Origin of the sequence: Mycolicibacterium brumae (assembly GCF_025215495.1) — a bacterium.
In the GTDB taxonomy this organism is placed as follows: Bacteria; Actinomycetota; Actinomycetes; order Mycobacteriales; family Mycobacteriaceae; genus Mycobacterium; species Mycobacterium brumae.
On sequence record NZ_CP104302.1, the window covers coordinates 1238431 to 1259374 of the forward strand.

Genomic DNA, 20944 nt, shown 5'->3' on the forward strand with positions numbered 1-20944 from the left:
ACAACATCCTTTCCCGGCCAGCAGCACGCTGCCAAACCAATCGGGATGTCTACCGAACGGGGGCATCCTCAACACCCCGTCGGGGTGTAGGAGGGACATGAGGCGGTGGGCGTATTGGCGGGTTTGTTGGCTCTTCCGGTTTCAGAGTGCGTTGATGCGGTCTTGAATCTGGCCGGAGTGGATGAGTGCTCGCAGGATGTAGTGGTTGATGTTGCGGAATCCCAGGGCGATGCCGCGCAGGTGTTCCAGGCGGCCGTTGATGGCTTCCACGGGGCCGTTGGAGATCCCGACGTCGAAGTAGGCCAAGATCTCGGCGCGGCGGCGCCACAGGCTTCGGCCGAGCTGGGCCAGTTCCTCGAGGCCCTTGGGTAGGCCGGAGCGGATGCGTTTGAGGCAGGTGAACATCGCGAGCTTGCCGGCCCGCCGATCGGGGTGAGCGTAAGCGGCGATGAGGTCTTGGTAGAAGCAGGCGGTCACCTCGACTGCAGTGTGCGCGTCATGGGTAGCCAGGGCAGCCTCGAGTTTGGTTCTCTGCTTGGTGCTGAGTAATTCAGTGCGGGTCAACAGGATTCGTCGGATCCCGAACAACGGATCCCCGGTGCGTCCCCGATGCCCGCAGGTGTCCTGTTGGATGCGTTGGCGGCACACGGTGAGCTTCTCGGCGGCTAGATGCACGACATGGAACGGATCCATCACCGCCCGCGCCGTGGGCAGTGCTTCGGCGGCCGCGGTGCGGTACCCGGCGAACCCATCCATGGCCACCACCTGGATCCGCCGGCGAAAGTTCGGGTCCCTGGCCTGCAGCCAGTCTGTGAACACCCCAGCCGAACGCCCGGCGACCATGTCCAACAACCGAGCTGGCCCGGTGCCGTCGATGACCGGGGTCAGATCGACGATGACGGTAACGAAATCGGCGCCGCCCTGGCCGCGGCGGTGCTTCCACTTGTGTTCATCGACCCCGAGGTAGCGGACCCCGTCAAGGCGATGGGGATCACCGAAGACCAGGTCGCGGGCCACCTCGGCGGCGACCGATTCGACGGTGTCCCAGCTGACTTTCAGCGCCTTGGCGATCGCAGAGATCGACATCTTGTCGATGGCCAATCGCTGCAAGATCCACCGGGCACACCGACGTGTCGTGGCAGCTCTCGGTGCAACAACCTGGTCAGTCTTCTGCCGGAAGATCTTCATGGCGCAGTCGTCGTTGCCGCAGACGAAGCGGGGCACCTGGATCCGCAGTCGGGTGGGATGGCCTGCCACTGGCAGATCGGTCACGACCCGTTGGACATGATCACGCAGCGACCCCTCGTGGCCACACTTGCCGCACCTGCTGTCGTGGGCCACGGGGCGGCAGTCGATCCAGGTCAGCTCTTCAGCGATCGCCGCGCCGGTGATCGTCACCCCCAGTTCGACGGTTCGGCAGATGGTGTCGGCAACAAGGCACGTAGGCTCAGACATGGGTCCTGTGGGAGTGAGAACGGTTGTGTAGGAACTCCCATCCTCACACCCCAGGGCCCGCCTACATCCCCACCCTCACCCCGACCGCAGCGCCCATCCACGCACCGTCATTCCGGAAGAGCCGGTTTGTTCGGGGGTGTAGTCGGCGGCGATGTGCGCGAGTTGGCGCAGTGCCTCGCATCTGTCGCTCGGGTCGATGGTGGTGGGTAGGTGGGTGGTGAAGTCGCGCAGGATGGTGGTGTGTTCGGGGCCGATGCGGCCGTCGGCGATGGCGGCCGCCGCTTCGGGCAGCAGGGGTTCCAACACGTCTCCGGTGAGGGTGTGGCGTAGTCCGAAGGTGTGGGTGTCGTTGATGCGGTGGCGGGCTTCGCCGCGGGAGCAGCGCAGACGTTGGGCGAGCACTTCGGTCCAGGATTTCGCGCCGAGTTCGGTGGGGGGCGGTGGCCGAGAGTTTCAGGCGCAGAGAGGTTCTCATGGTGGTGTTCCCGGTAGTGGTCAGCGGATGAGGTAGGGCATATTGACCGTGACGGCCCCGGTGGGGCAGCGGGCCGCGCACGGTCCGCAGTACCAGCACTCGTCGACGTACATGAACGCCTTGCCGGTTTCGGTGTTGATGGCCAGTGAGTCCAGTGGGCAGACCTCCACGCAGAGGTTGCAGCCCTCGATGCACAGTGACTCATCGATGGTGACCGGCACGTCGACGCGCTGATTGACCAGGCTCATGACTGTTCTCCGTCCGTTCGGGTGAGGTTGCCGCGCAGCGTGATCCGGTCGCCGCGCATCCGGATGTATTCCAGGTCGACGGGGGCTCCGTCGTCGGCGTGGGTGAGGCGTTCCATCAACAGCACCGGCGCGGCGGGCGGCAGTCGCAGCAGCGCTGCCGAATGCGCGTCGGCGGCAACCGCTTCCACCGCCAGGGTGGCCGCGCCCAACCGTCGTCCGGTGACCTGTTCGATCAGGGCGAAGACATCGTTGGATTCCAACGACCGTCGCAGCACCTCGGCGCCGATCTCACGGACCAGGTAGGTGGTGTCCAGGCTTAACGGCAGGTCGCCCAGGAACCGCAGGCGTTCGATGAACACCACCTCGGCCCCGGGTGGCACGCCGAGTCGCTCGGCGATCGCCGGCGGCGCGCTCACCGCGGTGGCGGCGCGCACCTCGTTGCGAATCTCGCCGTAGCCGGAGAAGGTCTCCTTCAATCCGACGAGCTCATCCAGTCCGTGGTCGAACTTGCGGACCGCGACGTGGGTTCCGACCCGGGTCGCCCGGTCGATCAGGCCCTCGGCGGCCAGCGTCGCCAGCGCTTCGCGGGCGGCGTTGCGGGACACGAAGAAGCCCGCGGCCAGTTCGGCTTCCCCGGGCAGCCCGTCGGCGTGCCCGCCGGAGTGGATCTGGTGCCACAACACGTCGCTGACCAGGCGGGCCTGGTCGGCCCGGGACCGGCGCGGCGGCGCGGACCCGGGGGCGGCGGTGATCTCGGCGGTCATCGGGGGACGTCCTCATCCGTGGGCTGACGGTGTGAGGATTGACGCTAGAGACGAAACACTCCGGCCGCGGCATTGCGCCACCCGGTGGGCCGCTCGGACCGGTTGTGCTCGCGATGACGTTAGGTCACGGCGCGTGCGCCGGCTGGAACCCGCCGGAATTGTCCGAGGTCGACGACTCCTCCGCGCGGATCACGTGCACCACCGCGTTGATCAGCGCCAGATGGGTGAACGCCTGCGGGAAGTTGCCCAGGTGCCGGCCGGTGCCCGGGTCGATCTCCTCGGCGTAGAGGTGCAGCGGGCTGGCGAAGCTCAGCAGCCGCTCGCACAGATGTTTGGCCTGCTTGAACTCGCCGATCTCGACCAGCGCCGACACCAGCCAGAACGAGCAGATGGTGAAGGTGCCCTCTTCGCCGGACAACCCGTCGTCGGTCTCCTCGACGCGGTACCGCAGCACCAGGCCGTCCTCGGTGAGCTCGTCGGCGATGGCCAGCACGGTGGCCCGGATCCGCGGGTCGTCCGGCGGCAGGAACCGGGTCAGCACCGCCAACAGCAGCGAGGCGTCCAGCGCCGGGTCGCCGTAGCGCTGGGTGAGCACCCCGCGGTCGTCGACGCCGTTGGCCAGGATGTCGTTCTTGATGTCGGCGGCGATCTTGTGCCACTGCCGGGCGTAGCTCTTCTCACCCTGGCGTTCGGCCAGTTTGGCCCCCCGGTCCAGCGCCACCCAGCACATGATCTTGCTGGAGGTGAAGTGCTGCGGTTCGCCGCGCACCTCCCAGATGCCGCGGTCGGGTTCGCGCCAATGCTTGATGGCCTCCTCGACCTGGTCCTTGAGCATCGGCCACAGGTGGTCGGGCACCTGGTCGCGGGATTTGGTGTGCAGGTACACCGAGTCCAGCGCGGTGCCCCAGATGTCGTGCTGGCGTTGGTCGAACGCCCCGTTGCCGATCCGCACCGGCCGCGCGCCGTCATAGCCGGACAGGTGCGGCAGCTCCGCCTCGACCAGGCTGCGCTCACCGCCCACGCCGTACATCACCTGCAGCGGATGGCGTTTGCCGTTCTGCCCGCTGGACACATCGGCCAGGAACGCGAAGAAGTCGTCGGCCTCGCGGTCCAGGCCGAGTGTGTACAACCCCCACAGCGCGAACGTAGAGTCGCGCACCCAGGCGTACCGGTAGTCCCAATTGCGTTCCCCGTGCGGGGTTTCCGGCAGCGAGGTGGTGGACGCCGCCAGCAACGCGCCGGTCGGCGAATAGGTCAGCCCCTTCAGCGTCAGCGCGCTGCGCTGCAGGTACGCCCGCCACGGATGGTCCGGGAAATCGCCGACGTTGATCCACTGCCGCCAGCACTCCGCGGTGCGCCACATCTTGCCGGCCGCCTCCTCGAAGGACTGCGGCGCCCGATTGCCCGACCAGCTCAGCGCGACGAACACATTGTCGCCCTCGCTGAGCCGGGTCCGGGCCAGCGCGGTGTGCCCCTCCAGCCCCAACCGCAGGTTGGTGGTCAGCTTCAGTTCCGGGTGCTCGTCGGGATTGCGCGACGCGCGGGCGATGGCCTCCCCGTACGCCGGGCCGGAGTACTCCCAGGCGGCCGGGATCCGGTGGTAGTCGAAGGACGGCTCGCAGCTCATCGCCAACTCGACCGTGCCGGACACACAGCGCACCGTGCGCAGCAGGATGTGCTCGGCGTCCCAATCCATCGGGGTGCGCCGATGCGTGCGGGACCGGGAGTCCACGTCGTGCCACGGGCCCATCACCAGCGCCTCACGCACCACCAGCCACCCGGTGTGGGTCTGCCAGGTGGTCTCCAGGATCAGCCCGCCGGGCAGGTACCGCCGGGCCGAGGGCACCGCCACCCCGTAGGGCGCGAGCTTGAAGTGCCCGGCCCCGCGATCCAGGATCGCGGCGAACACGCTGGGGGAGTCCGGGCGGGGCACGCACATCCACTCCACCGACCCCGCCGAAGAGATCAGCGCGGTGGTCTCGCAGTCGGACAGGAATCCGTAATCGGCGATCGGCGGGAACGGGTTGCGGGCCGGCGGCGAAATGTCGTCGTCCTCGGCGGCGTCACGCTCGGTGCTCATCGATACATAATCGGCTCCCGCTGAACTTAATGCCGACCGAACTCCCAACTTGTGATCATGCCCGTGGCTCGGGCGACCGCCGGTCGCCGTAGGGTGGACGGCGATGGACGGATTCCTGGGTTGGTGGGACGGTGTCGAGTTGTGGGTCACCGGCCTCGGCTTCGTGCTGCAGGTGATCGTCGTGATGCCGGTGGTGTTGTTGCTGGCCTACGGCCTGGCGGTGGGATGCGACGCCGTGCTCGGCCGGGCGATCGAACTGCTCCATCGGCTGCGGCGCGGCCGGGCGGAGCGGTCATGAGCGGCATGCCCCGGTCCCGGGTGCACCTGGCGCTGATCGGGTTGTTGGCGCTCGTCGTCGTGCTGTGGCTGTTCACCCGCTGACCGGCGTCGCAGCGGTTGACCACAAGCTCGTCCAACAGCGGCTCTGGTAACCTTCGCCCCATGAAAACAGCAGGTCGCGACGTCGCCTCACGCGTTGACGCCGACGCTTGCTGTTGTCGCTGACCCTGGCCCGCGCGGTCGGGTGACGGCGGCGTCGCGGACCGTGCCGCGTCGCGTCCACCCCTCGCTCCTTCCGCGTCGCCGGGCGCCCGCTGACGTATGTAGACGACCGGAAGGCCCCACCGCATGACCCTGCCAATCAGATCCCGTCGGCGCGCGCTCGCCGCGCTGGCCCTGACGGTCACGCTGTCGGCCGGCTGCGGGGGCGGGCCCAGCGATGTCCCCGGCGGGGAGAACCGGGACGCCGACACCATCCTGACCCTGGTCGCCTACGCGGTTCCCGAGCCCGGTTGGAGCACCGTCATCCCGGCGTTCGCCGCCACCCCCGAGGGCGAGGGCGTCGACGTCACCACCTCCTACGGCGCCTCCGGCGACCAGTCCCGCTCGGTGGTCGACGGCAAACCCGCCGACCTGGTCAACTTCTCCGTCGAACCCGACGTCGCCCGGCTGGTCAAAGCAGGCAAGGTGGCCGAGGACTGGGATTCCGGCGTGACCCGTGGCATCCCGTTCGGCTCCGTCGTCGCGCTGGTGGTGCGCCCCGGCAACCCGAAGAACATCCACGACTGGGACGACCTGCTGGCGCCGGACGTCGAGGTGGTCACCCCGAGCCCGTTGAGTTCCGGTTCGGCGAAATGGAACCTGCTGGCCCCCTACGCCGCCAAGAGCGACGGCGGCAAGGACCCGCAAGCCGGACTGGACTTCGTCCGCACGCTGGTCGACGAACACGTCCGCACCCGGCCCGCCTCCGGCCGGGAGGCCACCGACGTGTTCCTGCGCGGCACCGGCGACGTGCTGCTGAGCTACGAGAACGAAGCGATCAACTCGAAACGGCGCGGCGACGCCATCGAGTACGTCGTCCCGGACCAGACCTTCCGGATCGAGAATCCGGTCGCGGTCACCAGCACCAGCCGGCACCAGAAGCAGGCCGTCGCGCTGAACAACTACCTCTACACCCAGGCCGGCCAGCGACTGTGGGCCGAAGCCGGATTCCGGCCGGTGGACCCCGCGGTGGCAGCCGAGTACTCCCGCGAGTTCCCGGCCCCGCAGAAGCTCTGGACCATCGAGGACCTCGGCGGCTGGGACGTCGTCGACCCGGCGCTGTTCGACAAGGAGAACGGCTCCATCACCGCGATCTACAAGCAGGCCACCGGATGACCGCCGTCACCGGGGCCAACACCATCCCGCCGGAGCCGGTCTCCGCGCCTGCGCCCGGCCCGCGCCGCGGCCGGATGTCGCTGCAGATCGGCTTGGCCACCATGTGGCTGTCGCTGATCGTGCTGCTGCCGCTGGCGGCGATTCTGCTGCAGTCCGCCAAGGGCGGCTGGGCGGCGTTCTGGGCGGCCGTCACCTCCAATGCCGCGCTGGAGTCGTTCCGGGTCACCATCGGCGTCTCGTTCGGCGTCGCCGCGGTCAACGCGGTCGCCGGGCTGCTGGTGGCCTGGGTGCTGACCCGCGACGACTTCCCCGGAAAACGGCTCGTCGACACCGTCATCGACCTGCCGTTCGCGCTGCCCACCATCGTGGCGAGCCTGGTGATGCTGGCCCTGTACGGGCCGCACAGCCCGCTCGGCATCCAGCTGCAGCACACCAAGTGGGGCATCGGGGTGGCACTGCTGTTCGTCACGCTGCCGTTCGTGGTCCGCTCCGTGCAGCCGGTGCTGATCGAACTGGACCAGGAAGTGGAGCAGGCCGCGGCGTCGTTGGGCGCCAACGGCCGGACCATCTTCATCAAGGTGGTGCTGCCGGCGCTACTGCCCGCGCTGCTATCCGGGGCCGGGCTGGCGTTCTCCCGCGCGATCGGCGAGTACGGCTCGGTGGTGCTCATCGGTGGCGCCATCCCCGGCGAAACCGAGGTGTCCTCGCAATGGATCCGCACCCTGATCGAGAACGACGACCCGACCGGCGCGGCAGCCATCTCGATCGTGCTGCTGAGCATCTCGTTCACCGTGCTGTTCATCCTGCGGACCGTCGGATCCCGGGCCGCGCGCCGTGAAGAGCAGGCCCAGTAGATGACCCTGTCCCCGGCGATCCGCTACCTGCTGCGCTTCACCGCGCTGGCCTACGTCGGCCTGCTCGTGGTGGTGCCCGTCGGGCTGATCCTGTACCGCACCTTCGAACCGGGCTTCGCCTACTTCTGGTCCTGGATCACCACCCCGGCGGCCATCTCCGCGCTGAACCTGACCCTGCTGACGGTGGCGATCGTGGTGCCGCTGAACGTCATCTTCGGGGTGCCCACCGCCCTGGTGCTGGCCCGGCGGCGATTCCGCGGCAAGAGCCTGCTGCAGGCCGTCATCGACCTGCCGTTCGCCGTGTCGCCGGTGGTGGTCGGCGTCGCGCTGATCCTGCTGTGGGGATCCTCGGGCCTGCTCGGGTTCCTGGAGAACGACTTCGGGATCAAGATCATCTTCGGCTTCCCCGGCATCGTGCTGGCGTCGATCTTCGTCACCGTTCCGTTCGTCATCCGCGAGGTCGAACCGGTGCTGCACGAGCTGGGCTCCGATCAGGAGGAGGCCGCCGCGACGCTGGGGGCCACCGGCTGGCAGACGTTCTGGCGGATCACCCTGCCGTCGATCCGCTGGGGCCTGACCTACGGCATCGTGCTGACCGTCGCCCGCACCCTCGGTGAGTTCGGCGCGGTGATCATGGTGGCCTCCAACCTGCCCGGCCAATCCCAGACACTGACGCTGCTGGTCGCCGACCGCTACAACCTCGGCAACGAGTACGGCGCGCTGGCGCTGTCCACCCTGCTGATGACGGTGGCGGTGCTGGTGCTGGTCGTCCAGATCGTGCTCGACGCCCGCCGCAAGAGCTCAGCGGAATAGCCGCCGCGGAATAGCTGCCAAGGAGAATCTCGATGTCCACCGACAACGCCATCACGGTCACCGGCGCCAATAAGCACTACGGTGACTTCGCGGCGCTGGACAACGTCGACTTCGTCGTCCCGTCCGGGTCGCTGACCGCGCTGCTGGGCCCCAGCGGTTCCGGCAAATCCACTCTGCTGCGGGCCATCGCCGGCCTGGACCACCCCGATTCGGGCACCATCACCATCAACGGCCGCGATGTCACCGGGGTGCCGCCGCAGAAGCGCGGCATCGGGTTCGTGTTCCAGCACTACGCGGCGTTCAAGCACCTGAGCGTGCGGGACAACGTCGCGTTCGGGCTGAAGATCCGCAAGCGGCCCAAGGACGAGATCGCCGAGAAGGTGGACAACCTGCTCGAGGTGGTGGGGCTGGCCGGCTTCCAGAACCGGTACCCCAGCCAGCTTTCCGGCGGTCAGCGGCAGCGGATGGCGCTGGCCCGGGCGCTGGCCGTCGACCCGGAGGTGCTGCTGCTCGACGAGCCGTTCGGCGCCCTGGACGCCAAGGTCCGCGACGACCTGCGCACCTGGCTGCGCCGGTTGCACGACGAGGTGCACGTCACCACCGTGCTGGTCACCCACGACCAGGCCGAGGCCCTCGACGTCGCCGACCGGGTCGCGGTGCTCAACAAGGGCCGCGTCGAGCAGGTCGGCTCACCCGATGACGTTTACGATTCCCCGGCCAACGCCTTCGTGATGGGCTTTTTGGGCACGGTGAGCTCGCTGAACGGAATCCTGGTGCGCCCGCACGATATTCGCGTCGGCCGCAACCCGGAGTTGGCCATCGCGGCCAGCGACGGCACCGCGGAGAGCACCGGGGTGACCCGCGCCGTGGTGGACCGGGTGGTGCGGCTGGGCTTCGAGGTCCGCGTCGAGCTGACCAGCGCGCTGACCGGTGAGCCGTTCACCGCCCAGATCACCCGCGGGGACGCCGAGGCGCTGCAGATCACCCCCGGCGAGACGGTGTACGTGCGGGCCACCCGGGTGCCGCCGGTCGCTGGGGAGCCCCAGACCGCCGAGGGCTGAGCGCGCTAGGCGCACGGTCGCGGCCGAGGAGATGGGGTTGCCGGTTCAGGCGCCAGGACGCTGAGCGACCGCAACAGGCGGCGCCGCGACCGACCAAGTCCCAGAGACCGAAGTCAGCGCCAGCTCGTAGCGGTCCAGCACGGTGGCGGCGACCAGATTGTGCGCGCCCAGCGGTTGCGCCATCGCGAAGCCGCGGGCGCGGGCGAACTCGGCCACCCGGTCGGTGATCACCCCGGGGGCCAGAAACCACGGGGCGACGACGATCCGCTGCGCGCCGGCGGCGCGCAGCTTCTCCTCCGCTTCGGCCAGCGACGGGTGCGGGCGGGTGGCCAAGCCGACAGTGCTTGCCGCCCAACGGGTTCCGGACGCCACCCGGCGGGCGACCTCTGCCGTCGCGGCGTTCGCAGACGGATCGGAGGAACCGACGGCCGCCACGATCACCCCGAGGCCGTCGTCGTGCCGGGACACTCCCACCTCGGTGAGCCGTTGCCGGAACACCGCCAGCAGCGCCGGATCATTGCCCAGCACCGGCGCCTGCCGGGCCTCGACGCCGGAGGCAGCGATCAACGCGGGGATGTCGACGCGGGAGTGATAGGCGTCGGCCAGCAGCAGTGGGGTCACCACCGCAGGCCCGCGCAGCGAACCGAGCACGTCGGGCAGTGCGGGAAAGCTCTGCTCACAGAACGCCACCCGCACGTCCAGATCCGGGCGGATCCGACGGATCCGCCCGGCGATCGCCCGCGTCACGGTCGCCGAACGAGGGTCGGCGCTGCCGTGCGCGGTCAGCACCAGGGTCACGAGGCGTGCAATCCGCATTCGGTCTTGGTCTGCCCGGCCCACCGTCCGCTGCGCGGATCCGATCCCGGGGCCGGCTTGGCGGTGCACGGCGCGCACCCGATCGACGGATAGCCCTCGTCGACCAGCGGGTTCACCAGGATGCCGTGAGTGTGGATGTACTCCTGCATCTGATCATCCGACCAGGCCGCGATCGGGTTGATCTTCACCAGCCCGAACGCCTCGTCGAAGGAGATCAGCGGGGCGTTGGCGCGGGTGGGCGCCTCGACCCGGCGGATGCCGGTCACCCAGGCGGTGTACCCGCCGAGCACCTTCGACAGCGGCTCGACCTTGCGCATCCGGCAGCAGGCCGCGGCGTCCCGGGAGAACAGGTCGGCGCCGAATTCGGCGTCCTGCTCGGCGACGGTGCGTTCCGGGACGACATTGCGCACCCGCACGTCGTAGACGGCTTCCACCGCATCACGGGTGCCGATGGTCTCCGGGAAGTGGTAGCCGGTGTCCAGGAACAGGATCTCCACGCCGGGGCGGACCTTGGCGGCCATCTCCACCAGCACGGCGTCCTGCATGTTCGAGGCGACCAGATAGCCGGACCGCTCGCCGACGGTGTGGCCGCCGAAGGTCTCGTCGGTCCAGCGCAGCAGTTCCTCGGCGTCCGCGCCGTCCAACTCGGCGGCGCCGCGGGCGGCGATCTCGCGCAATTGGTCTTCGGTGGTGGTGTCTAGTGCCATCGTGCGGCCTACCCCTCTATAGAACTCAGCGAAGCGCTTCTTCGTCGGCGCGCACCGCCCACTGGGCGAAACGCTCCCCGTCTTCGCGTTGTTCCACGTAGTTGCGGGTGACCCGCTCGATGTAGTCGACGAGTTCGGTGGCCAGCACCTTGTGGCCACGCAGTTTGCGGCCGAAGCCGCTGTCCGCGCCGAGGCTGCCACCCAGGTGCACCTGGAAGCCCTCCTCGGGGCCGTTGCCGTCGTCGACCATCTGGCCCTTGAAGCCGATGTCGGCGACCTGGACTCGGGCGCAGGAGTTCGGGCAGCCGTTGAGGTGCACGCCCACCGGCATGTCCAGCTTCGCGTTCAGGTCGGCCAGCCGGCCTTCCAGTTCCGGCACCAGACCCTGGGCGCGGCCACGGGTGTCGACGAAGCTGAGCTTGCAGTACTCGATGCCGGTGCAGGCCATCAGGTTCTGCCGCCAGTTCGACGGCCGCGACGACAATCCGAGGGCCTCCATGCCGCTGACCAGCTCGTCGAGCTTGTCGTCGGGCACGTCCATGATGATCAGCTTCTGGTACGGGGTCAGTCGCACCCGATCGGATCCGGCCGCCTCGGCCAGGTCGGCGACCTGGGTCAGGATGGTCCCGGTGACGCGGCCGGCGATGGCGGAGAAGCCGACGGCGTTGAGCCCGTTGCGGATCTTCTGCACGCCGACGTGGTCGACGGGATGGGCCAGCTGCTCGGGCGCGGGCCCGTCGATCAGCTTCCGCTTGAGGTACTCGGTCTCCATCACCTCGCGGAATTTTTCCGGCCCCCAGTCCTTGACCAGGAACTTCAGCCGCGCCTTGGACCGCAGCCGCCGGTAGCCGTAGTCGCGGAAGATCGACGTCACGGCCTCCCAGACGTCGGGCACCTCATCCAGGGGCACCCAGACGCCGAGACGCTGGGCCAGCATCGGGTTGGTGGACAGCCCGCCACCGACCCAGACGTCCAGGCCGGGGCCGTGCTCGGGGTGGTTGACGCCGACGAACGAGACGTCGTTGATCTCGTGCGCGACATCCTGCAGCCCCGACACCGCGGTCTTGAACTTGCGCGGCAGGTTGGAGAACTCCGGGTTGCCGACGTAGCGGCGGACGATTTCGCGCAGCGCGGGGGAGGCGTCGAGCACCTCGTCGAGGGAATCCCCGGCCAGCGGCGAGCCCAGCATGGTGCGCGGGCAGTCACCGCAGGCCTCGGTGGTGCCCAGGCCGACCTGACCCAGCCGGCGCCAGATCTCGGGCATGTCCTCGATCCGGATCCAGTGGTACTGGATATTGCCGCGGTCGGTGATGTCGGCGGAGTCCCGGGCGAACTCGGTGGAGATCCCGGCCATGGTGCGCAGCGCGGCGGTGGTCAGCGCGCCGCCGTCGCAACGGACCCGCAGCATGAAGTGCTCGTCCTCGAGCATGTCGGTGTTGTCATCGCCGGTGAAGGTGCCGTCGTAGCCGGGCTTGCGCTGGGTGTAGAGGCCCAGCCAGCGGAACCGGCCGCGCAGGTCGTCGGTCGGGATGGAGCTGAACCCCTGCTTCGAGTAGATCTCGATCACCCGGTCGTGGGCGTTGAGGGCGTCGTCTTCCTTCTTGAACGCCTCGTTGTGGTTCAGCGGGTCGGTGCTGCCCAGCGCCCACTGCCCCTCGTCGCGGGGGGCCCGGGCGGGTCGGGCCGGGCGGGCGGGCTTTTCCGCTGTCTCCGTCATGTGTGCTCCAAGTCGGTTGTCGCCGACACACCGAACGCGCTCGCTACCGGGGCTGATCCGGCGGCGCGGATCTTCGGTGCCGGTCTAAACGTGCAGTGTTGGCAGGGTTTCCGAGATCAACGCAGAATCAACACGGACAGCAACAGCTGGACATCCGCATGTGGTCGATGTGCCGGCGCAGCGTCAAGGAATCCCCGGGGGCTGGGCTGGTTGCTGCGGACACCTGGCCCATTCTGCCACGAAAGCCCCCGGCACACCCAATCAGGGCAGGTCAGGGGAGCGCGCGGAATGCGAGCCGGGTGTGCTCTGCGAGACTGGTGGACATGACCGCCGTCGCCGTGCCGCCACTGCGGGCGACGCCCGGCGCCCCGTTCGGCCTCTACCTGCACGTGCCGTTCTGCGCGTCCCGGTGCGGGTACTGCGACTTCAACACCTACACCCCGGCGGAGCTGGCAGGCCAGCCCGGTTCGACCGTGGCGGGTTGGCTCGAAGCGCTGCGCCGGGAGCTCGACCTGGCCGCGCAGACGCTGGAGGCGCCGGCGGTGGACACCGTGTTCGTCGGCGGCGGCACCCCGTCGCTGCTGGGCGCCGACGGGCTGGCCGCGGTGCTGGACGCGGTGCGGGCGAACTTCACCCTGGCCCCTGACGCCGAGGTGACCACCGAATCCAACCCGGAGTCCACCTCGCCGGCCTTCTTCGCCGACCTGCGGGCCGCCGGCTACACCCGGGTGTCGCTGGGCATGCAGTCCGCGGCGTCGCACGTGCTGCGACTGCTGGACCGGGTGCACTCACCGGGCCGGGCGCCGGCCGCGGCGCTGGAAGCCCGCGACGCCGGGTTCGACCACGTCAACCTCGACCTGATCTACGGCACCCCGGGGGAATCCGACGACGACCTGGCCGCCTCGGTCGACGCGGTGCTGGCCGCCGAGGTCGACCACGTCTCCGCCTACGCGCTGGTGGTGGAGGACGGCACCGCGCTGGCCCGGCGGGTCCGGCGCGGCGAGATGCCCGCCGTCGACGACGATGTGCTCGCGCACCGCTACGAGCTGTTGGACGCGCGCCTGTCGGCGGCCGGCCTGGATTGGTACGAGGTGTCCAACTGGAGCCGCCCGGGCGGACAGTGCCGGCACAACCTGGGCTATTGGAACGGTGGCCAGTGGTGGGGCGCGGGGCCCGGCGCGCACGGTCATCTCGGGGCCGTGCGTTGGTGGAACGTCAAGCACCCCAACAGATACGCCGACGAGCTGGCCGCCGGAGGGCTGCCGGTTGCCGGGTTCGAGGAACTCGACGACGACGACCGGCACGTCGAGCAGGTGCTGCTGCGGATCCGGATGCGCGACGGCTTGCCGACCGCGCTGCTGGCGCCCGAGGAGCTACGTCGCGCCGACGACGCTGTCGACGCGGGCCTGCTGGTCCGCAGCGGCGAAAACCTCGTCCTCACCGATCGGGGCCGGCTGCTCGCCGACGCCATCGTCCGGGACCTGCTCGCCGACTGAGCACAACTCGGTGATGCGCGCCGTCACCGCCGCGGCGGTGGGGTGCTCCCACAGCAGCGTCGGCGGCAGCCGCAGCCCGGTGCGCTGCTCCAGCCGGCGGCGCAGCGCCACCGTCATGATCGAGTCGACGCCGATCTCCACCAGCGGCGCCCGCACGTCGACGTCCTCGGGCGCCAACCCGAGCTCACCGGCCACTGCGTCGAGCACCTGTCGGGCCGCCCATTCGGCAGTGTCCATTCCGTCGTGCGGGCCGGGCGCCGGCGCGGGCTCGGTGTCGGGCCGGGCCGGAGCGGCCACATCGGCGAAAATCGGAATCGAGGCGGCCGCCGGCAGCACCGGCAGCACCACCGGGTTGGCCAGCCCACTGCGCATGGCCTCCGCCAGCGCCGAGACGCCCTGATCGGGCGCGATGGACCCCATCCCGAACGCGTCCAGCTGCGCGGCCACGAACGCCGAGTCCGAACCCATGCCCAGGCCGCGCCACGCCGTCCACGCCACCGCGGCGGCGTTGTCGCCGCGGGCGCGCCGATGCCGGGCCAGCGCGTCCAGGAACGCGTTGCCGCAGGCGTAGGCGCCCTGGCCGGGGAAGCCCGCAAGGTAGCCGCACGAGCTGAACAGCACCAGCCAGTCCAGCGTCCCGGGGGGGAACACCTCGTGCAGGGCCAGCGCGCCGTCGACCTTGGGCGACATGGTGGCCGTCAGGTCGGCCTCGGTGGTCTGGGTCAGCACCGCCGAGGCGTCCACCCCGGCGGCGTGCACCACGCCGCGCACCTCCGGCAACTCGGCGAGCGCCGCGCGCAACCGGTCCGCGGCGCCGCGGGCGCCGATGTCGAGCGCCAGCCCGGTCACCGTCACGCCGTGCTCCTCCAGCGCCAGCACCGCGCGGATGACGTCGTCGTCGCGGGCGGCCCACTCCCGCCGCGGCGGCAGCCCGGATCGGGACGCCAGGATCAACCGGCGGGCGCCCAGTTCGGCGAGGTGCTCGGCGACCCGGAGCCCGAGGGCGCCGGTGCCGCCGGTGATCAGGTAGCTGCCGGCGGGTGAGCATGCCAGCGGTTGACCGTCGGCGTCGCCGGGGGCGGCCAGCCGCGCGGTGTGCGCCGCGCCGTCGCGGAACGAGACCACCGGGTGCCCGGCCGGCCCGCTCAGGGCGGTCACCGGGAGCTCGTCGGCGTCGAGGTCCAGCACGCCGCCCCATAGCTGCGGATGCTCGGTCGCCGCGACCCTGGCCAATCCCCACAGCGGGGAGCGGTTCAGGTCCGCACCGTCGCGGACATTGTGGGTCAGGGTCCACAGCCGTGCGCCAACCCCCTTGTCCCGCATGGCCTTCAGGGTGTTCAACAGCTGTCCTACCGCGTCGGTGGGCGTTTGCGCGTCGGCGGGCAACACCAGCACCGCAGAACCCTCGGGCAGCCGGTCGGGCAGGGCGGCGGCCGTGGCGATCCGGCGCCAGTCCACGCCGTGGGCGTCCAGGTCGCGCGCGCACCACGCCGCGACGCGATCGTCGCCACCGACCAGCACCACCCGCGGGGGACGTTGGTCGGGCAACGGCATCGGATGCCAGCTCAGCCGGTGCAGCATCCGGGTCACCTCGCCGTCGGAGTTCTCCAACTCCTCGAACGTCATTCCGGCGATCACCGACAGCGGTTCGCCCGCGGTGTCGGTGATCAGCACGTCCGCGCAGGTGCCGCCCGGCCGCGGCCGGATATGCAGCATTGCGTCTTCCGCCGGCGGGCTCAGCACGGTGAGGCGCTCGATGCGCGACGGCATTCGCAGCCGCCCGTCGAACACCGTGGACGCCGCCGACGTGGCGGCGTCGAGCACCGGGGCCCAGGTCCGCGCGCCGTCGGCGCGCACCGTCACCAGGTGCTCACCGTCACCGCGACGGTGTTCGACGATCCGCCAGTCGAAGCCCATCTCGGCGACGCCGAGGCCGGCCAGGGTGTCCACCACGAACTCCGGCGCCATCTCCTCGCGGCAGCGGTTCCGCGCCGAGGGGATGTCCAGCGGTTCTGGGGGACAACCGTTTTCGCGGATCGACGCCGAGCAGTGGGTGAGCCAGCTGGTCTGCCCGTCCGGTCGGCCGGCCAGGCTCAGCGACCCGTCCTGGCGCACCACCTGAATGTCACGCGGTTGCCCCGGGGGCACCGGGGTGCGCAGCCGAACGTCGGCGATGTCGGTCCCGGCCGCGGTCAGGAAGGTGTTCAGCAGCACCGCGGCGGGCACGATCTCGGCGCCGTACACCGGGTGCGTGGCCGGATACGGCCGGGTGTCCATGTCCAGCCGGGTCTCCCAGACCCGGGCCGGCGCCGGGCCGGCGATGTCGAACTGCTCGCCGAGCAGCGTGTGCGTGCCCGGATCGTGCAAACCGCGGCCCCCCGGCGGGGCGGTGGGGGTGCGCCAGAACCGGCGGTGCCGCCACTGGGCGCCGGGCAGCTCGGCCCACCGGGCCCCCGGCGGGACCGGGGCCGGGACGGGCGCCCCGTGGCAGTGCAGCGTCGCCGTCGCGCGGGCCACGCAGTCCGCGGACGAGCCGTCGCGGCGCAGCGTCCCGGTGACCGCGTAATCCTCGATCCCCAAGTGCAGCAACGTTTCTGACACCGAATGCGCCACCACGGGATGCGCGGACACCTCCAGGAACAGTCGATGGCCGTCCTCTGCGGCCGCGGTGACCGCCTCGGCGAACCGGACCCGGCCGGCCAGATTCGTCGCCCAGTACTGCGGCCCACGTTGCGCCGTCGAGCGGGGATCGGCCAGCGCGGTGGTGTACAGCGGCGTCGCGGCCGGCCGCCCCGGCGGCAGCGTGGCCACCAGGCGGGACAACTCACCGGTCAGCTCCGACATCGCCGGGGAGTGGAACGCCACATTGGTGTTGACCCGACGGACGGCCAACCCGTCGCCGGACCACTGCTCGCTGATGTCGGCCACCGCGGCGCGTTCGCCGGAGATCACCGTGGCGGTCGGTGAGGAGCTGATCGCGGCCACCACGTCGGTGCGGTCCGCCAACCGTGCCCGCACCTCGTCGAACCCGGCCGACACCATCGCCATCGCGCCGGCGCCCTGCACCCGGCGGAAACCGCGCGCCCGGTAGCAGGCCACCGCGGCGCCCTGGGCCAGGTCGAAAACCCCCGCCGTCACGCAGGCCGCGACCTCGCCCACCGAATGCCCGATCACCGCCGCGGGGGACAGGCCACGCTCGCGGAGCACGGCGGCCAGCCCAACCTGCACGGCGAACGTCAGCGCCTGGATCCGGTCGGTGTCGCCGAGGTCGCCCGCGGCCAGCGCGGCGCGCGGCGAGAAGCCCAGTTCGGACTGGTAGATCGGCTCGATCTCATCGATCACCCGGGCGAAGGCCGGTTCGCCGGCCAGCAGTTCCGCGCCCATCTGCGGCCACTGCGAGCCGTGCCCGGAGAACACCCAGACCGCGCCGTCGGCGGCGCCGGGCAGCACCTCGCCGCGCACGATGTCGGGGTGGGGCGCCCCGGTGGCCAGGCCGCGCAGCGCCGCCCGGAGCCCGGCGGTGTCGTGCGCCAGCACCGCGGCGCGCGCCGGTTCGGCCGACCGGCGCCGCCACAGGGTGGCGGCCACCTCCGGCAGCGGGTGGTCGTCGAGGTGATCGGCCAGCGCCGCGGCCTGGTCGGCCAGGCGCGCGGGGGTGCGCGCCGACACCGGGACCAGCAGCGGTCCGCCGACCGGCGTCGCCGGGGCGTCGGCGGTGACGGGCGCCTGTTCCAGCAGCACATGCGCGATCGCGCCGCCGTAGCCGTAGCTGCACACCGCGGCGCGCCGGTGACGCGCGCCGGCGTCCGGCCACGGCTCGGTGACGGTGTTGACCCGCAAACCGCTGGTATCCCAGTCGACTTCCGTTGTGAGCGTGCGGATTCCGGCGGTCGGCGGGATCTCGCCGTGCTGTAGCGCCAGCGCCGCCTTGATCAAGCCGACCGCGCCGGCGCCACCCTCCAGGTGGCCGGTGTTGGGTTTGACCGATCCGATCACCGCGGGCGCGCCGGGAGCGCGGGCCGCGCCGTAGACCTGGGCCAGCGCCGCGACCTCGACGGGGTCGCCGGTCGGTGTGCCGGTGCCGTGCGCCTCGATGAAATCGACCGTCGCGGGGTCGACGTCGGAGGCTCGGCAGGCCAGCCGGAACAGGTCGGCTTGAGCGGCGCCGTTCGGGCTCATGATGCCGACCGTGCGGCCGTCGGAGGCGACGGCGCCGCCGCGCACCACGGCGATCACCCGGTCGCCGGCGCGCAGCGCGTCGTCGAGGCGTTTGAGCACCACCACGGCGGCGCCTTCACCGCGACCGTATCCGTCGGCGCCGGCGTCGAAGGTTTTGCAGCGGCCGTCGCCGGCGGTGGCCCCGGCCTGGTCGAGCACCCGGGTCAGGCCCGGACCGATCAGCGCGCTGACCCCGCCGGCCAGTGCCAGCGACGTCTCCCCGGAGCGCAGCATCGCGCAGGCCTGGTGCACGGCGACCAGCGAGGCCGCGCACGCGGCGTCCAGCGCGACGCTCGGCCCGCGCAGGTCCAGCAGGTGTGAGACCCGGTTGGCCACCCCGCACAGCGAGGTGCCGATCCCGGTCCAGGCTTCGATGCCGGTCAGATCCTCCATCAGCAGCTTGCCGTAGTCGTCGGAGTTGACCCCCATCAGCACCGCGGTGTCGCTGCCGGCCAGCGAGCGGGGGCCGACCCCGGCGTGCTCCAGGGCCTCCCAGCTGACCTCCAGGGCGAGCCGCTGCTGCGGATCCATCAACTCGGCCTCGCGCGGGCTCACGCCGAAGAACTCGGCGTCGAACCCTTCGAGGTCGTCGATGAAGGTGCCGTGCCGGGTGGTTTCGGCCAGCACCGCCGCGTTGCGCGCGTCGCGGCGCAGATACGGCTCCCAGCGCTCGGGGGGCACCTCGGTCACCGCGCTGCGGCCCTCGGTGATGAAGTCCCAGAACTGCGCGGGGGTGCGGACATCGCCGGCCAGCCGACACCCGATGCCGATGATCGCGACCGGCGCCGTCGCGCTCATGACGTGCCTGCCGAACCGCCGGTCAGTCCGGCGACGATCTGCTTCTTGTCCACCTTGCCGACCGCGGTCTTCGGCAGCGTCGGCAGGGGAACCAGGGTGTCCGGGCGGCTGTGCGCGGACACGCCGCGGCCGTCGAGGAACTCGTTCAGCTCGGCGAGCGTGATCGTGCGCCCGGCGAACACCACTGCGGCGCAGATCTTCTCACCCAGATACTCATCGGGCAGCGCGACAGCCGCGGCCGCGCCGATCGCCGGGTGGGTGAGCAGATGCTCCTCCAGGTCGGAGGCCGACACGGTCTCCCCGCCGCGGTGGATGACGTCCTTGATCCGACCGGTCACCTCGACGTAGCCGGCGCGCGGGCCCTCGGCGAACACCCGCACCCGGTCGCCGCTGCGGTAGAAGCCGTCCGGGGTGAAGGACCGGGCGTTGGCGTCGTCGGCGCGGTAGTAGCCGTTGAGCGTGTACGGCCCGCGGACCAGCAATTCGCCCTCCTCGCCCGGGGCCACCTCGTCGCCGTTCTCATCGACCACGCGCAGCTCGTCGTGCGGGGACATCGGCCGGCCCTGGGTGTGCTCCACGACGTCGACCGGGTCGCCCGGGCGGGTGAAGTTCAGCATCCCCTCGGCCATCCCGAAGATCTGCCCCATTCCCTCCGACAGGTTCTGCCGGATGAAGCGGGCCTCCTCGGGCAGCATCCGGGAGCCGCCGACCTGCACGACGCGCAGGGTGCGCGGCAGCACCGGCTCCCAATCGCAGGCCTGGGCCCACATCTTGGCCAGCGCGTTGACCAGCCCGGTGACGGTGACCCGGTGCTTGTCGATCAGGGCGAACGTGTTCTCCGGGCTGGGGTCGTCGGTGAACACGGTGGGCGCGCCGACGCTCATCGAGCCCAGCAGGCCCGGGCAGCCGAGCGGGAAGTTGTGGCCGGCCGGCAGCGCGACGAGATACACGTCGTCGCCGGTCATGCCGTACGCCTGCGCGCAGGCCCGCGCGTTGTAGTGGTAGTCGTCGTGGGTGCGGGGGATCAGCTTGGGCAGTCCGGTGGTGCCGCCGGAGACCAGCAGCAGGGCCGGCGCCGCGGGGTCGACGGGTCCTCGGGCCGCGGCGGAACCGTCGGCCGGGGCGTCCAGATCGGCGGGGGTGAGCACCTGGCGCAGGCCCGGGTGCTCGGCCTGCAGGCCGGCGGCCATCTCCCGGTAGTCGAACCCGGTGGTGCTGGCCTGGGGTGGGATGATCAGCGCGACGGCGCCGCTGACGGCGGCGAAGTGGCCCAGCTCCGCGTGCCGGTGCCCGGGCAGGCACATCACCGGGACCGCCCCGGCGCGCAGCAAGCCGAAGAACGTGACGGCGAAAGCGCAGGAGTTGGGCAACTGCAGCAGCACCCGGTCGCCGGGCCGGATGCCCCGGTCGGTCAGCGCGGCGGCCGTCCGGTCGGCGAGGGCGTCCAGCTCCGCGAAACTGTGACTGATGTGACAATCGATCACTGCGGGACGGTCCGGCCAGTGCTCGGCGGCGTCGGACAGCAGGGTGTCCAGAGGACGGCCCGCCCACAGCCCCTCAGCCCGGTACAGCTCTGCCCGGTCGGCCGGGAACGGGGCGAAACCGGTTGTGAGAGAAGTCGGTTCGGTTTCGACGGTCACCGTTGCGGCGGAAATGCGGGGGCTGGAGTTGGTGCTCATGATGGCGTGTGGACGACCTTCCGGGTGACTGCTTCCGGACGATCCTAGCTAGGGTAGCCTCAACAAAGTTAGCTTAGCCTCCGCTTAAGAATTGGGTCTTGAACTCA

General features: G+C 70.7%; 14 protein-coding genes and 2 pseudogenes. 6 read left to right on the forward strand and 10 right to left on the reverse strand.

The annotated features are described in order from the left end of the window. Positions 1–141: 141 nt before the first annotated feature. From L2Z93_RS06135 to L2Z93_RS06155, 5 genes and pseudogenes are all read right to left on the reverse strand, one after another. Positions 142–1455 (reverse strand): ISL3 family transposase, encoded by a 1314-nt coding sequence (locus L2Z93_RS06135; protein WP_090586715.1) that lies wholly within the window; start codon positions 1453–1455, stop codon positions 142–144. A gap of 75 nt (positions 1456–1530) precedes the next feature. Next, positions 1531–1881: pseudogene (locus L2Z93_RS06140) on the reverse strand (DUF222 domain-containing protein); the annotation flags it as partial. A 69-nt stretch (positions 1882–1950) separates the two neighbouring features. Next, complete coding sequence (locus L2Z93_RS06145) at positions 1951–2178, reverse strand: 4Fe-4S dicluster domain-containing protein (protein WP_090586710.1); 228 nt, start codon at positions 2176–2178, stop codon at positions 1951–1953. Then, on the reverse strand, positions 2175–2942 hold the full coding sequence (locus tag L2Z93_RS06150; RefSeq protein WP_090586707.1) for a GntR family transcriptional regulator: 768 nt from the start codon (positions 2940–2942) through the stop codon (positions 2175–2177). The genes L2Z93_RS06145 and L2Z93_RS06150 overlap by 4 nt, the downstream gene beginning before the upstream one ends. A 124-nt stretch (positions 2943–3066) precedes the next feature. Beyond that, entirely contained in the window at positions 3067–5022 is a 1956-nt protein-coding gene (locus L2Z93_RS06155; protein WP_090586705.1) for a glycoside hydrolase family 15 protein, read from the reverse strand. Positions 5023–5125: 103 nt separating this feature from the next. On the opposite strand from L2Z93_RS06155, the gene L2Z93_RS06160 reads away from it, so the two are divergent. The 5 genes from L2Z93_RS06160 (at position 5126) to L2Z93_RS06180 (ending at position 9406) form a co-directional block, all read left to right on the forward strand. Further along, entirely contained in the window at positions 5126–5320 is a 195-nt protein-coding gene (locus L2Z93_RS06160) for a hypothetical protein (protein WP_090586702.1), read from the forward strand. A gap of 329 nt (positions 5321–5649) precedes the next feature. Beyond that, the gene (locus L2Z93_RS06165; protein ID WP_090586700.1) at positions 5650–6678 is read left to right on the forward strand and encodes a sulfate ABC transporter substrate-binding protein; all 1029 of its coding nucleotides are present in this window, start codon (positions 5650–5652) and stop codon (positions 6676–6678) included. Beyond that, the gene (cysT, locus tag L2Z93_RS06170; RefSeq protein ID WP_090586697.1) at positions 6675–7532 is read left to right on the forward strand and encodes a sulfate ABC transporter permease subunit CysT; all 858 of its coding nucleotides are present in this window, start codon (positions 6675–6677) and stop codon (positions 7530–7532) included. The genes L2Z93_RS06165 and cysT overlap by 4 nt, the downstream gene beginning before the upstream one ends. Next, positions 7533–8345, forward strand: coding sequence for a sulfate ABC transporter permease subunit CysW (gene cysW, locus L2Z93_RS06175; protein ID WP_090586694.1), 813 nt, complete (start codon positions 7533–7535; stop codon positions 8343–8345). A 32-nt stretch (positions 8346–8377) separates the two neighbouring features. Then, the gene (locus tag L2Z93_RS06180) at positions 8378–9406 is read left to right on the forward strand and encodes a sulfate/molybdate ABC transporter ATP-binding protein (protein ID WP_090586691.1); all 1029 of its coding nucleotides are present in this window, start codon (positions 8378–8380) and stop codon (positions 9404–9406) included. Between the two features lie 45 nt (positions 9407–9451). Here L2Z93_RS06180 and L2Z93_RS06185 read toward each other — a convergent pair whose 3' ends face one another. The 3 genes from L2Z93_RS06185 to L2Z93_RS06195 are packed head-to-tail and all read right to left on the reverse strand — an operon-like array spanning position 9452 to position 12646. After that, positions 9452–10222: a sirohydrochlorin chelatase gene (locus L2Z93_RS06185; protein WP_090586689.1), complete on the reverse strand. Its 771-nt coding sequence runs from the start codon at positions 10220–10222 to the stop codon at positions 9452–9454. Continuing rightward, positions 10201–10929, reverse strand: coding sequence for a phosphoadenylyl-sulfate reductase (locus L2Z93_RS06190; protein ID WP_090586687.1), 729 nt, complete (start codon positions 10927–10929; stop codon positions 10201–10203). The genes L2Z93_RS06185 and L2Z93_RS06190 overlap by 22 nt, the downstream gene beginning before the upstream one ends. 25 nt (positions 10930–10954) lie before the next feature. Beyond that, a complete protein-coding gene (locus L2Z93_RS06195; RefSeq protein WP_128111914.1) occupies positions 10955–12646 on the reverse strand; it encodes a nitrite/sulfite reductase in 1692 nt (563 codons plus the stop codon). 323 nt (positions 12647–12969) lie between these two features. Between L2Z93_RS06195 and hemW the strand changes: the two genes are divergently transcribed. Then, positions 12970–14142, forward strand: a complete 1173-nt coding sequence (gene hemW, locus L2Z93_RS06200) for a radical SAM family heme chaperone HemW (RefSeq protein WP_193438933.1) — start codon at positions 12970–12972, stop codon at positions 14140–14142. A 24-nt stretch (positions 14143–14166) separates the two neighbouring features. On the opposite strand, the pseudogene L2Z93_RS06205 reads toward hemW, so the two are convergent. Together L2Z93_RS06205 and L2Z93_RS06210 are read right to left on the reverse strand one after the other, a co-directional pair. Next, positions 14167–19158: pseudogene (locus L2Z93_RS06205) on the reverse strand (type I polyketide synthase); the annotation flags it as partial. After that, on the reverse strand, positions 19155–20837 hold the full coding sequence (locus L2Z93_RS06210; protein WP_090592616.1) for a (2,3-dihydroxybenzoyl)adenylate synthase: 1683 nt from the start codon (positions 20835–20837) through the stop codon (positions 19155–19157). The pseudogene L2Z93_RS06205 and the gene L2Z93_RS06210, both read right to left, overlap by 4 nt. Positions 20838–20944 lie beyond the last annotated feature (107 nt).